This window comes from Piscinibacter sp. PDB5-1 (genome assembly GCF_056676035.1).
In genome coordinates this window covers 1,538,875-1,552,020 of sequence record NZ_JBWVZL010000001.1, presented here as the reverse complement: position 1 = coordinate 1,552,020, position 13,146 = coordinate 1,538,875, and the positions used below count along the sequence as shown (strand labels likewise).

General features: G+C 69.5%; 10 protein-coding genes. All 10 read left to right on the top strand.

Translation table 11 applies throughout. The features are described from left to right. Positions 1–20 precede the first annotated feature (20 nt). Positions 21–941, top strand: a complete 921-nt coding sequence (gene glyQ, locus AC1KAT_RS07040) for a glycine--tRNA ligase subunit alpha (protein ID WP_480324152.1) — start codon at positions 21–23, stop codon at positions 939–941. A 2-nt stretch (positions 942–943) separates the two neighbouring features. Beyond that, complete coding sequence (glyS, locus tag AC1KAT_RS07035) at positions 944–3,085, top strand: glycine--tRNA ligase subunit beta (protein WP_480324151.1); 2,142 nt, start codon at positions 944–946, stop codon at positions 3,083–3,085. Between the two features lie 23 nt (positions 3,086–3,108). After that, on the top strand, positions 3,109–3,693 hold the full coding sequence (gmhB, locus tag AC1KAT_RS07030; protein ID WP_480324150.1) for a D-glycero-beta-D-manno-heptose 1,7-bisphosphate 7-phosphatase: 585 nt from the start codon (positions 3,109–3,111) through the stop codon (positions 3,691–3,693). Then, the gene (locus AC1KAT_RS07025; protein ID WP_480324149.1) at positions 3,693–4,439 is read left to right on the top strand and encodes a lysophospholipid acyltransferase family protein; all 747 of its coding nucleotides are present in this window, start codon (positions 3,693–3,695) and stop codon (positions 4,437–4,439) included. Before gmhB ends, AC1KAT_RS07025 begins: the two co-directional genes overlap by 1 nt. 11 nt (positions 4,440–4,450) lie before the next feature. Next, positions 4,451–5,389: a M48 family metallopeptidase gene (locus tag AC1KAT_RS07020; protein WP_480324147.1), complete on the top strand. Its 939-nt coding sequence runs from the start codon at positions 4,451–4,453 to the stop codon at positions 5,387–5,389. Positions 5,390–5,523: 134 nt separating this feature from the next. Next, positions 5,524–6,954, top strand: a complete 1,431-nt coding sequence (locus AC1KAT_RS07015) for a sensor histidine kinase (RefSeq protein ID WP_480324145.1) — start codon at positions 5,524–5,526, stop codon at positions 6,952–6,954. Continuing rightward, complete coding sequence (locus AC1KAT_RS07010; protein ID WP_480324143.1) at positions 6,944–7,600, top strand: hypothetical protein; 657 nt, start codon at positions 6,944–6,946, stop codon at positions 7,598–7,600. Before AC1KAT_RS07015 ends, AC1KAT_RS07010 begins: the two co-directional genes overlap by 11 nt. Before the next feature lie 13 nt (positions 7,601–7,613). Continuing rightward, the gene (locus AC1KAT_RS07005; RefSeq protein WP_480324141.1) at positions 7,614–8,972 is read left to right on the top strand and encodes a sigma 54-interacting transcriptional regulator; all 1,359 of its coding nucleotides are present in this window, start codon (positions 7,614–7,616) and stop codon (positions 8,970–8,972) included. Between the two features lie 272 nt (positions 8,973–9,244). Further along, positions 9,245–10,789: a glucan biosynthesis protein G gene (locus AC1KAT_RS07000; protein ID WP_480324325.1), complete on the top strand. Its 1,545-nt coding sequence runs from the start codon at positions 9,245–9,247 to the stop codon at positions 10,787–10,789. Beyond that, positions 10,786–12,936, top strand: coding sequence for a glucans biosynthesis glucosyltransferase MdoH (mdoH, locus tag AC1KAT_RS06995; RefSeq protein ID WP_480324139.1), 2,151 nt, complete (start codon positions 10,786–10,788; stop codon positions 12,934–12,936). The genes AC1KAT_RS07000 and mdoH overlap by 4 nt, the downstream gene beginning before the upstream one ends. Positions 12,937–13,146: the final 210 nt, after the last annotated feature.

Genomic DNA, 13,146 nt, shown 5'->3' with positions numbered 1-13,146 from the left:
TCCCACGCGACCCGAGCACCATGCTGACCTTCCAGCAAATCATCCTGCGCCTGCAAGACTATTGGGACCGCCAGGGCTGCGCGCTCTTGCAGCCCTACGACATGGAAGTCGGCGCGGGCACCAGCCACACCGCCACCTTCTTGCGCGCGCTGGGCCCCGAGCCCTGGAAGGCCGCCTACGTGCAGCCCAGCCGCCGCCCCAAAGACGGCCGCTACGGCAACAACCCGAACCGCCTGCAACACTACTACCAGTACCAGGTGGTGTTGAAGCCGGCACCGGCCAACATCCTCGACCTGTACCTCGGCTCGCTCGAAGCGCTGGGCTTCGACCTGCAGAGCAACGACGTGCGTTTCGTCGAAGACGACTGGGAGAACCCCACGCTCGGCGCCTGGGGCCTGGGCTGGGAGGTCTGGCTGAACGGCATGGAGGTCACGCAGTTCACCTACTTCCAGCAGGTCGGCGGCATCGAATGCCGGCCCATCACCGGTGAGATCACCTACGGCCTCGAACGCCTGGCCATGTACCTGCAAGGTGTGGACAGCGTCTACGACCTGAAGTGGACCGACACGCTCAGCTATGGCGACGTGTACCACCAGAACGAGGTCGAGCAGAGCACCTACAACTTCGAGCACAGCGATGTCGAGTTCTTGCTCGGCGCGTTCGCCAGCCACGAGAAGCAGGCCAAGCACCTGATGGAACAACAACTCGCGTTGCCGGCCTACGAGCAGGTGCTCAAGGCCGCGCACAGCTTCAACCTGCTCGATGCGCGCGGCGCGATCAGCGTGACCGAACGGGCCGCCTACATCGGCCGCATCCGCAACCTCGCCCGCAGCGTGGCGCAGAGCTACCTCGACAGCCGCGCGCGGCTGGGCTTCCCGATGGCCCCGAAGACGTGGGCCGACGAGGTCGTCGCGCAGATCAACAGCAAGAAGGCGGCTTGAGCATGTCCACCACCAAGAACCTGCTCGTCGAACTCTTCGTTGAAGAGCTGCCGCCGAAGTCGCTGAAGAAGCTGGGTGAAGAGTTCGCGCGGCTGCTGAGCGATGGGCTCAAGGCGCAAGGCCTGGCCACCGAGCACTCGGCGGTCACGCCGTTCGCATCGCCCCGGCGCCTCGCGGTGCAGATGAGTGCGGTGCGCGCGCAGGCCGACGACAAGGCCCAGTCGCAAAAGCTGATGCCGGTGAGCGTGGCGCTCAACGCCGAAGGCCAGCCGACCCCGGCCTTGCTGAAGAAGCTCGCCAGCCTGGGGCTCGATGCCGCGGTGCTGCCGCAACTCAAACGCCAGCCCGACGGCAAGGCCGAAGCCCTGTTCTTCGACAGCATCGCCAAAGGCGCAACCTTGGCCGAGGGCCTGCAAAAGGCGCTCGACGAGGCCATCGCCAAGCTGCCCATCCCGAAGGTCATGCAGTACCAGTTGGCCGACGGCTGGAGCAACGTGCACTTCGTGCGCCCCGCGCACGGCCTGGTCGCGCTGCACGGCGCCGACGTGGTGCCGGTCACCGCGCTGGGCCTGAGCGCCGGCCGTGAGACGAAGGGCCACCGCTTCGAAGCCAGCGTGGACCCGGTCGTGCTGCAAAACGCCGACCACTACGCGCAGCAGTTGCAAGAGCAAGGCGCGGTGATCGCGAGCTTCGAGCACCGCCACGCCGAGATCGTTCGCCAGCTGCAGCACGCGGCCGGCCAACAAGGCCTCACGCCCATCGACGACGCGGCCCTGCTCGACGAGGTGACGGCGCTGGTCGAGCGGCCCAACGTGCTGCTGTGCCAGTTCGAGAAAGAGTTTCTCGACGTGCCGCAGGAATGCCTGATCCTCACGATGAAGGCCAACCAGAAGTACTTTCCGCTGCTCGACGCGCAGGGCAAGCTGACGAACAAGTTCCTGATCGTCAGCAACATCCGCCCGGCCGATGCCTCGCGGGTGATCGGCGGCAACGAGCGCGTGGTGCGCCCGCGCCTGGCCGATGCGAAGTTCTTCTTCGACCAGGACCGCAAGAAGACGCTGGCCTCGCGCGTCGAAGGCCTGGGCCGCGTCGTGTACCACGGCAAGCTCGGCACGCAGGGCGACCGCGCCGAACGCGTGCGCCAGATCGCGCACGCCATCGTCAACCTGTGGCGCCTGGCCATCGTGCCCTTCACGGTCGATGACAAAGACCACTTCGACGTGCTCGACAGCAAGGTGCAAGAGGCCGCGCGACTGGCCAAGACCGACCTGCTGACCGACATGGTCGGTGAGTTCCCCGAGCTGCAAGGGATCATGGGCGGCTACTACGCACGCCACGAGGGCCTGCGCGACGGTGTGGCCATCGCCATCGAAGACCACTACAAGCCGCGCTTCGCCGGCGACGCGCTGCCGCGCAACCACACCGGCACCGTGCTCGCGCTGGCCGACAAGCTCGAAACCCTGGTCGGCCTGTTCGGCATCGGCCAGTTGCCGACCGGCGACAAAGACCCGTTCGCGCTGCGCCGCCACGCGCTGGGCGTCGTGCGCTTGGCTGTCGAAAAGCACCTGCCGCTGGACCTGGGCGCGCTGATCGACGCGGCCGTGCCGGCCTTCGGCGAGCTGATCCAGAACCCGCGCGACGCCTTGCTCGGCTTCTTCGACGACCGCCTCGCCGGCATGCTGCGCGAGCAGGGCTACAGCGCGCAAGAAGTCGATGCGGTGCTGGCGCTGCGCCCGCGCCTGGCCGAGGTGCCGCGCCACCTGGCGGCGGTGCGCGCCTTCGCGGCCCTGCCCGAAGCCGCGGCGCTGGCGGCGGCCAACAAGCGTGTCGGCAACATCCTCAAGAAAGCCGAGGGGGCGGTCGAAGCCACGGTGGACACCGCGCTGCTCGGCGAAGCCGCCGAAGCCGCGTTGTACGCCGCGCTGGTGCAGGTGAAGCCTGCGGCCGACGCCGCCTTCGAGCGCGGCGACCACACCGCGTCGCTGCAGGCGCTGGCGGCGCTTCGCACGCCGGTCGATGCCTTCTTCGACCAGGTCATGGTCAACGCCGAAGACCCGAAGCTGCGCGCCAACCGGCTGGGCCTGCTGGCCACGCTGCATGCCGCGATGAACCGCGTGGCCGACTTGTCGAAGTTGGCCACTTGAGCACGCGACCCGAGGCACGCACGATGAAACTCATCATCCTCGACCGCGACGGCACCATCAACGAAGACCGCGACGACTACGTGCGCTCGCCGGAAGAGTGGACGCCGCTGCCCGGCGCACTCGAAGCCATCGCGCGGCTCAACCACGCCGGCTGGCACACCGTGCTGGCCACCAACCAGTCGGGCCTGGGCCGGGGCCTGTTCGACATGGCGGCGCTGAACGCCATGCACGCCAAGATGCAGGCCATGCTGGCCAAGGTCGGCGGGCGCATCGACGCGGTGTTCTTCTGCCCGCACACGCCCGACGAGAACTGCACCTGCCGCAAGCCGCTGCCGGGGCTGATCGAGCAGATCGGCCAACGCTACGGCGTGGACCTGCGCACCGTGCCCATCGTGGGCGATTCGCTGCGCGACCTGCAGGCCGGCGCGGCCATGGGCTGCAAGCCGCACATGGTTCGCACCGGCAAGGGCGCGTCGCTCAACGAGGCCGAGGTGCTGCGCGACGTGCCCGGCACCGTCTTCCACGACGACCTGCCCGCGTTCGCCGAACACCTGATCCAGCAAGACCGCGCCGCCCGGGGCCTGACGACCTCGGAGGGGCTGGAGTGATGGCGCCCTTGTCTGCGTTGTTGTCCGCGGTGCGCTCGCTGTTGTTCGTGGTGTGGATGGCCGTCACGGTCATCCCCTGGGCGCTGGCCGTGCTGGTGCAGTCGATCTTCGTGCGCGGGGCGCCGGTCTACTGGTGGTGCGCCGGCTGGCTGCGCTGCGCCATCTGGGGTTGCCGCGTCATCACCGGCGTGAAGGCGCGGGTGCAGGGCATGGAGAACCTGCCCGATGGCCCGGCCATCCTGCTGCCCAAGCACCAGTCCACGTGGGAGACGTTTTTCTTCCCGACCCTGATGCCCAAGCCGCTGTGCTACGTGTTCAAGCGCGAGCTGCTGTACGTGCCCTTCTTCGGCTGGGCCATGTCGCGCATCGACATGATCCACATCGACCGCAGCAAGCGCGCCGAAGCCTGGAGCCGCGTCGCCGAACAAGGCCGCAAGCACATGGCCAACGGCAACTGGGTGATCATGTTTCCCGAGGGCACGCGCGCGCCGCGCGGCGGGCAGGGCACCTACAAGATTGGTGGCACACGGCTCGCGGTGACCACCGGGGTCCCGGTGATCCCGATCGCGGTGACCTCGGCGCGCTGCTGGCCGCGCAAGTCCTTCCTCGTGCGGCCGGGGGTGGTCGATGTGTCCATCGGCAAGCCGATCCCGTCTGCCGGGCGTGAGGCCGACGAGCTGATGCGCGAGGTCGAGGCCTGGATCGAAGCGGAAATGCGCCGCCTCGACCCCGAGGCCTATCAATAGAATTCGCGGCCATGTCACGCGCGCCCGGTCCCGACGCCCCGCAGCTTTCGCTGTTCGATGAACCGGTGTCGGCGCCCCCCGCCGCAGGGCCTGCCGAGCGGCCCAGCCCGGTGCCGCGGGTGGCCCGCCCGGCGCCCCCCACGCCTGAACTGTTGGCCACGCCGGCCGCGCCCTTGCTCGCGCCGGCCGTCTTTCGGCACCCGCAGGCGCAGCGCGAGATCCGCCTGCGTGAGCACCTCGTGGCCTACGCCTTTCGCCGCGCGCGCCGCCGCAGCATCGGCTTCGTGGTCGGCTCCGACGGCCTGAGCGTGGCTGCGCCGAAGTGGGTCAACGTCGGCGATGTCGAAGCGGCCCTGCGCGAGAAGGCCGACTGGATTCTTCGCAAGCTGCAAGAGCAGCAAGAGCGCTCGCAACGCCTGCAGGCCGCCAAGGTCGATTGGAAAGACGGCACTGGCATTCCCTTCCTCGGCGAGACGGTGATCGTGGTGCTCGACGCCCGTGCCGGCAAGGCCGGCGCGGTGCTCAACACCGACGCGACGGCGCTGCCCGGCGTGCCGCGCCTGACGCTGCACGTGGGCCTGCCGCACACGGCCACGCCCGAGCAGATCCGCGACGTGGTGCAGAGCTGGCTGCAGCGCCAGGCCAAGCGCATCTTCGAAGAGCGCTGCAGGCATTTCGCCGCGCAATTGGGCGTGCGCTACACGCGGCTGTCGCTGTCGTCGGCGCAGACGCGCTGGGGCAGCGCGAGCGCCAACGGGTCGATCCGGCTGAACTGGCGCCTGATCCACTTCGCGATGGCGACCATCGACTACGTGGTGGCGCACGAGCTGGCGCACCTGCGCGAGATGAACCACAGCCCGCGGTTCTGGGATGTGGTGCGCTCGGTGATGCCGGATTACGAGCGGGCGCGTGGGTCGTTGAAGGACGATGTGTTGCCGGTGTTTGACTGAGGGCTGAGCGCTGTCGAAGTGCCGCTCTGGCATTCATCGACCGTTCTTTCGCTGCATGAAGGCCCGCGCCGGGTTTCGCCTCGCAAGCCCTTGTGGCTCCAGCCCCGCCGCCACCCTCGGCACAATCGCCGCCGATGTTCAGCCTGCACCGCTATTCCTTTCGGCAACTGCTGCTGGTCGCTTTTCTGTTGATCGCGGCGTTGCTCGGGGCGGCGTCGTTGCGGGGGCTGGTCACGCTTGAAGGCCTGCTTCAGCGCAGCAGCGCGGGGGCGCGTGAGGCGGTGGCTTCGACGGCCACGGCGCAGCAGTTGGCTGAGCGCAGCGTGACGATGGAGCGGGCGGCGCGGCAGTACCTGGTGCTCGATGACCCGGGGCTGCGCCAACGCTTCGACGATGCGGCGCGCGAGGCGCTCGAAGCGCTGAACCGCTTGAACGACCCGCGCATTCCGCCGCAGCCGGCGCAGGCCTGGCGGCAGGCGCTGGACACGGTGCAGGCGCAGCTGCGCGGCCCCGCCAACACGCTGCGGGTGCGCGAAGCGACGCTGACGGCGGCGTTTCGTGACATCGAGGCGCTGAACGAAGCCCTGGCCGAGCAGGTGCGCATCGCGGCCGAGGTGCGCAACCAGGCGCTGCTGAACGAGCTGGAGGCGGGGCGCCTGCAACTCGGGCGGCAGGTGCTCGCGGCCATCGCCGTGGCCATCGTGCTGGCGCTGGGCTTTGGCGTCTGGCTGGCGCGGCCGCTGAAGCGGGTCGAGACGGCCATCGTCGGCCTGGGTGAGAACCGGCTCGACGAGCCGATCGAGATCCGCGGGCCCGACGACGTGCGCATGATCGGCCGCCGGCTCGAATGGCTGCGCCTGCGGCTGGCCGAACTCGACGCCGACAAGGCGCGCTTTCTGCGCCACGTGTCGCACGAGTTGAAGACGCCGCTGGCGGCACTGCGCGAAGGCGTGGCGCTGCTCGAAGACGGCGTGGCGGGCACGCTGAGCGACGACCAGCGCGAGGTCGCGCGGATCTTGCGCGACAACGCGGCGCTGCTGCAGGCGCAGATCGAAGACCTGCTGCGCTTCAATGCCGCGGCCTTCGAGGCGCGACGTCTGAGCCGCCGCAAGACCGAGCTGGTCGCGCTGGTCGGTGACCTCGTGAACCAGCAGAAGCTGCAGTGGCAGGCGCGCCAGTTGCGCGTGCAGGTCAACGGCCGGCCGCTGTGGGCCGAGGTCGATCCGGACAAGCTCGCCACGGCCTTGGGCAACCTGCTGTCGAACGCGATTCGCTTTTCACCGGTGGGGGCTACGATCCGCTTTTCGGTGAGCAGCCTGCCCGGGCGCGCGTGCATCGACATCGTGGACGCAGGCCCGGGAATTGCCTCTGCCGACCGGGCGCGCGTCTTCGAGCCGTTCTACCGCGGTGAACGCCAGCCGCGGGATGCCCCGCGCGGCAGCGGCATCGGCCTGTCCATCGTGCAGGAATACATCACCGCACACGGCGGGCACATCGAATTGATGCCCGAAAGCCCCAGCGGCTCCGGTGCCCACTTTCACATCGAGCTTCCGCATGCCTCCTGATTTGTCGTCGCGCTCCCTGTCTGCTTCGCCGCCGCGCTGGGCGGTGGCCTGGGTCGCTGCTTCGCTGCTCGCGCTGGCCTCGTGCAGCGCGCTGATGCCGCCTCCGCCGGCGCCTGCGCCGGCCCCGCCGCCGGTCGAGGCCCCCCCGCCGCCGCCGCCACCTCCGCCGCCGCAGGTCGACCCGGCCGATGTCGCCGCACGCCGCCTGCTGGCGTACCACGAGCTGATCCGACAGATGCCCGCCCCCGAGTTGGCGGCCGAGCTGACGCGCTTGAATGCGCACGTGGCCGCCACCGCCTCGGCCGCATCGCCCGCCGTGGTGCTCGAACTGGCCATGCTGCTGGCGCAGGCGCGCAGCCAGGGCGTCAACGGGGGCGACCTGGGCCGAGCGATCGCCTTGCTCGACCCGGTGACGCGTTCGAGTGCGCCTGAGCTGAAGCCCTGGCAGCCGCTCGCGCGGCTGCTGCAGGCGCGCTTGGTCGAACAGCGCAAGCTCGAAGAGCAGGTCGAGCGCCAGGCGACGCAGCTGCGTGAGGCGCAGCGCAACGTGCAGCAGCTGAACGAAAAGCTCGAAGCGCTCAAGGCCATCGAGCGCAGCCTGAATGCCCGGCCCGGGGCCGCGCCCGCGGTGCCGACCAAGCCATGAGCTGATCCCACGCATGGCCAACCTGCTTGTCGTAGACGACGACCCCGACCTGCTCAAGCTGCTGTCGATGCGCCTGGGCGCCGCCGGCCACCGCGTCACGGCGGTGGGCTCGGCCGAAGACGCGCTGGCGCAGCTGGCGGCCGCGCGCCCGCAGTTGGTGGTGAGCGACGTGCGCCTGCCCGGGCGCGACGGGCTCGCGCTGTTCGACGACATCCGTGCGCGGCACCCGTCGCTGCCGGTGATCTTGCTGACGGCGCACGGCACCATCCCCGACGCCGTCGAGGCCACGTCGCGCGGGGTGTTCACGTACCTCACAAAACCCTTCGACGGCAAGGCGCTGCTGGAGAAGATCGACGAGGCCTTGTCGCTCGCCGCGCCCGAGCCCACGCCGCACGGCCAGACCGACGAGGCCTGGCGCGCGCCCATCGTCAGCCGCTCGAACACCATGGCCGAGTTGCTGGCGCAGGCCAAGATGGTCGCGGCGTCGGATGCAAGCGTGCTGATCCACGGCGAAAGCGGCACCGGCAAAGAGCTGCTGGCCCAGGCCATCCACCAGGCCAGCCCGCGCGCCGGCAAGCCCTTCGTGGCCGTGAACTGCGGGGCCATCCCCGAAGCGCTGCTCGAATCCGAACTCTTCGGCCATGTGAAGGGCTCGTTCACCGGCGCGGTGGCCAACCACCGGGGCCTGTTTCAGGCGGCCGACGGGGGCACGCTCTTTCTCGACGAGATCGGCGACATGCCGCCCGCGCTGCAGGTCAAGCTGCTGCGCGTGCTGCAAGACCGCGCCGTGCGGCCGGTGGGCTCGCACCACACCAGCCCGATCGACGTGCGCATTCTTTCGGCCACGCACCGCGACCTCGATGCGGCGATGGCCGAGGGCCAGTTCAGAGAAGACCTGTTCTACCGGCTCAACGTGGTGGCGCTGTCGCTGCCGCCGCTTGCGCAGCGGCGTGAAGACATCCCGCTGCTGGCCAACCACTTTCTCGCCAAGCTGGCGCGCAAGTACGGCAAGCGCGTCAACGGCTTCGCACCCGAGGCGCTGAAGGCGCTGGCCACGGCGCACTGGCCGGGCAACGTGCGCCAGCTGCACAACGTGGTCGAACAGGTGAGCGCGCTGGCCACCACGCCGCTCATTCCGTTGGCCTTGGTGCAGCGCGCGCTGCGGGTGCCCAGCGTCGAGGTGCTGAGTTATGCCCAGGCCCGCGAGCGCTTCGAGCGCGACTACCTCGTGGGCCTGCTCAAGCTCACCGACGGCCATGTCGCCGACGCCGCCCGGCTGGCCGACCGCAACCGCACCGAGTTCTACCGCCTGCTGCAGAAGCACGGGCTGACGCCCGGGCTCTTTCGCGGCGACGGGCCTGTCGCCGACTAGCGACATGCACAAAATCCAGGTGCATCAACCACTTGGCGCAGATCGACCCGTGGCTTGTCGCTGATCGGCGACGCTTCGGGCCCGAAAACCGGGGTCGATCTGCCAAATAGCACCGGTGTTCGCCTGCTTGCCGTTGATTCATAACGGTTTTTTTGTGGTGGCACGGGCGTTGCGCAAGAGAGGTTCGACTTCACTGTGAAGGAGGGCCCGTTTTGCACCTGTCCGAGGTTTCATCCACCCACCGCCCCCCGGCCGCGCTGTCGCGGCATGGCGTGTTCTGGTGGCTGCTGCAAGTGGCGGTGCTGGGCGTGCTGGCCCTCGCGGCGCGCTGGGCCGACGCAGCCCCGACGAACCGCTTCGATTTCGACGACGTGGCGCGGCGTGCCCAGCAGGTCGCCGCCAAGGCCTATGTGCCCACGAAGGACACGCTGCCCGCCGAGCTGAAGAAGCTCAGCTACGACCAGCACCGCGACATCCGCTTCAACCCCGAGCGCGCGCTCTGGCGCGACCAGAAGCTGCCTTTCGAACTGCAGTTCTTCCACCTCGGCTTCTTGCAGACGCAGCCGGTGCAGATCCACGAGGTCACGCCGCAGGGCGTGAAGCACGTCGCCTTCGATGCGCGCGACTTCCACTACGGCAAGAACACGCTGAACCCTGCGAAGTGGGGCGACGTGGGCTTCGCAGGCTTTCGCATCCACCACGCGCTCAACACCCCGGCCTACAAGGACGAACTGGGTGTCTTTCTCGGTGCGAGCTATTTCCGTGTCTTGGGCAAGGGCCAGCTCTACGGCCTGTCGGCGCGCGGCCTGGCCATCGACACCGTGGGCGGGCAGGGCGAAGAGTTTCCGCGCTTCACCGAGTTCTGGATCGAGCGGCCCACGGCCAAGAGCAGCACGCTCGTCGTGTACGCGCTGATGGACTCGCCGCGTGCCGCTGGCGCCTACCGCTTCGAGCTGAAGCCCGGCGACGAGACCGTGGTCGAGGTGCGCTCGCGCCTGTACCTGCGCGCGGGGGCCAAGCCAGCCATCGCCACGCTGGGCGTCGCGCCGCTCACGAGCATGTTTCACCACGGCGAGAACCACCCGCGCGCCGACGAGTTTCGCCCCGAGGTGCACGACAGCGACGGGCTGATGATGGTGTCCGACGACGGCGAGTGGCTGTGGCGACCGCTGCTCAACCCCCGCCAGCCCCTGGCCACCTCGTTCGCCATGCAGGGCGTGAAGGGCTTCGGCCTGATGCAGCGCGACCGCCACTTCGCCAGCTACGAAGACGTCGAGGCGCGCTACGAGCGCCGCCCCAGCGCCTGGGTCGAACCCATCGGCGCGTGGGGCCCGGGGCGCGTCGAGCTGCTGCTCTTGCCGGCGCCCGACGAGACGCACGACAACGTGGTCGCCTACTGGGTGCCCGACAAGTTGCCGGCCGCCGGTCAGCCGCTCGACATCGCCTACCGCATGCGCTGGCAGGGCAATGCCCAGCAGCGCCCGCCCAACGGCTGGACGGTGCAGTCGCGCGTCGGTGCCGGCTACGGCGGGCTCAAGCCGGGCGAGCAGCAGTACGTCATCGACTTCGCCGGCCCCGCGCTCGATGCCTTGCCGGCCGGCGCCACGGTGAAGCCCGTCGTCAGCACCGGCAGCAACGCCCGGCTCGTCGAGACCAACGCCTACCGCAACGACGCCACCGGCCAATGGCGCATGACGCTGCGCGTGCAGCGCCTCAACCGCCAGCAGCCCGTCGAGTTGCGCGCCTTTCTTCAACACGAACGCCACGCCCTGACCGAGACATGGACCAGCATCATTCAGCCGGAACCCGCGCCATGAGCGGCCGCAGCATGCCGCCGATCTGCCGCAGCTCGATGGTCGCCACGCCTTGGCGCGGCTTCTTCGCCAGCCTCGGCGACGCCGTGCGCCTGGTGCTCGCGCGTGCGCTCGGGCTCGTGCCGACACCAGCTCCGCAGGCCCTCGAACCCTGGCAGCGCGCCGCCACGCGACGCCGCCGCGCGCTGCTGGTGGGCGTGGCGCTGTCGGCCATCGGCTCGACCACGCTGCTCACGCACGTGTTGCCGGTGTACGAGAACCACGCCCTGCGCACGGCGCAGATCGTGCTCTTCGGCCTGTTGTTCGCCTGGGTCTCGGCCGGCTTCGTGACCGCGATGATGGGCTTCTGGGTGCAGTGGCGCGGTGACAAGCACGCGCTGTCGGTCAAGTCGGTGCTGCACCAGCCGATCCATTCGGATGCGCGCACCGCGCTCGTCATGCCCATCTGCAACGAGCACGTCGCCACCGTTTTCGGCGGGCTGCGGGCCACGCTCGAATCGCTGGCCGCCACGGGCGGCTCGCGCCTGTTCGACGTGTACGTGCTGTCGGACACCAACGATCCCACGCTGCGCGCGGCCGAGTTGGCCGCCTGGGCGGAACTGCGCGCCGCGTTCGGCGAGCACGGCACGCGCATCCACTACCGCTGGCGGCAGATCCGCACCAAGCGCAAGGCCGGCAACGTGGCCGACTTCTGCCGGCGCTGGGGCAAGAACTACCGCTACATGGTCGTGCTCGACGCCGACAGCGTGATGAGCGGGGACTGCCTGCTCAACCTCGTGCGCCTGATGGAAGCGAACCCGAAGGCCGGGATCATCCAGACCGCACCGCAGGCCAGCGGCCAAGACACCGTGCATGCGCGCGCGCAGCAGTTCGCCGGCCGGGTCGCCGGGCGGCTGTTCACGGCGGGCATGCAGTTCTGGCAACTCGGCGAGTCGCACTACTGGGGGCACAACGCGATCATCCGCGTCGCGCCCTTCATCGCGCACTGCGCCTTGGCACCGCTGAAAGGGCGCGGCGGGCTGAGCGGCGACATCCTCTCGCACGACTTCGTCGAGGCCGCGCTGATGCGTCGGGCGGGCTACCACGTGTGGCTGGTCACCGACATCGCCGGCAGCTACGAGCAACAGCCACCCAACCTGCTCGAAGAGCTGCAACGCGATCGCCGCTGGTGCCAGGGCAACCTGCAGAACGCGCGCCTGATGGCCGAGCCCGGCCTGCATGCCGTGCACCGCGCGATGCTGTTCACCGGCGCGATGGCCTACCTCTCGGCCCCGCTGTGGATGGGCTTCGTGCTGCTCGGCGGTGCGCTGTGGCTCTTCGGCGGCTACACGATTTTCAACCCGGCGCGCGCGCTGCCGGCCGAGATGATCGGCCTGTGGATCCTGACCCTCATGATGCTGGTGCTGCCCCGCGTGCTCGGGGTGGTGACCCTCGTCCTGCGGCGCGAGCAGGCGCAGTACGGCGGCACGGCGGCGCTGGTGAAGAGCGCGGTGCTCGAAGGCGCGCTGTCGGTGCTGCAGGCGCCGGTGCGCATGGTGGCGCACACGCTCTTCGTCGTGGTTGCATTGACCGGCCTGAAACTGCACTGGAAGTCGCCGCCGCGTGAAGCCAGCGACATCGGCTGGGCCGACGCGGCACGGCGCTTTGCCCCCATCGTGGCCGCGGTCGGCGCGCTGGTGGTGGCGGCCTTGGCCATCGAGCCGGCGGCCGCGCTGTGGCTCGCACCCGTCGGCCTGCCCTTGCTGCTGGCGGTGCCCCTGACGGTGTGGACGAGCCGCGGCGATGTCGGCTCGCGGGTGCGTGCCTTCGGGCTGCTGCTCACACCCGAAGAGACGTGGACGCCCTCGGTGCTGCGCCAGGCTGCGTTGCACGCCCGGCGCGCGTCGCCGGTGCCCGACTGGCGCGAGGCAGTCACCGACCCTTGGCTCTTCGACGTGGTGCGCTCTGCGATGGGGCCGCGCAACACCTCGTGGGGCAGCCGGGGGCTGGCGCGGCGCCGCATGATCCGTGGGTTGATCCAGAGCCAGGACACGGACCGGCTGAGTGCCTCGGAGCGCATGCGCTTGCTGAGCGAGCCGCAAGCGATCGTGCGCTTGCGGGATCAATTGGCGGCGAATGTGGGGTTGGTGCCGGGGCGGCGGCGGGCTTGAGTGCGCGAATCGTTGGGGGCAAGGGGCAAAGCCCCAACCGCATTTCACCCCGCGCGAAGCGCCAGACCTAGGCCCCGTAGAGGCGTCGAGAAGCGCAGGGCTTGAGGGCGGCGCGCGTGAGCGCGCTTCCACCTCTGACTTCGCCGACTGTTCGACTCGCAGTGACCGAAGGGAACGGAGGGAGTTGTCGGCGACCCGCCCTCAAGACCG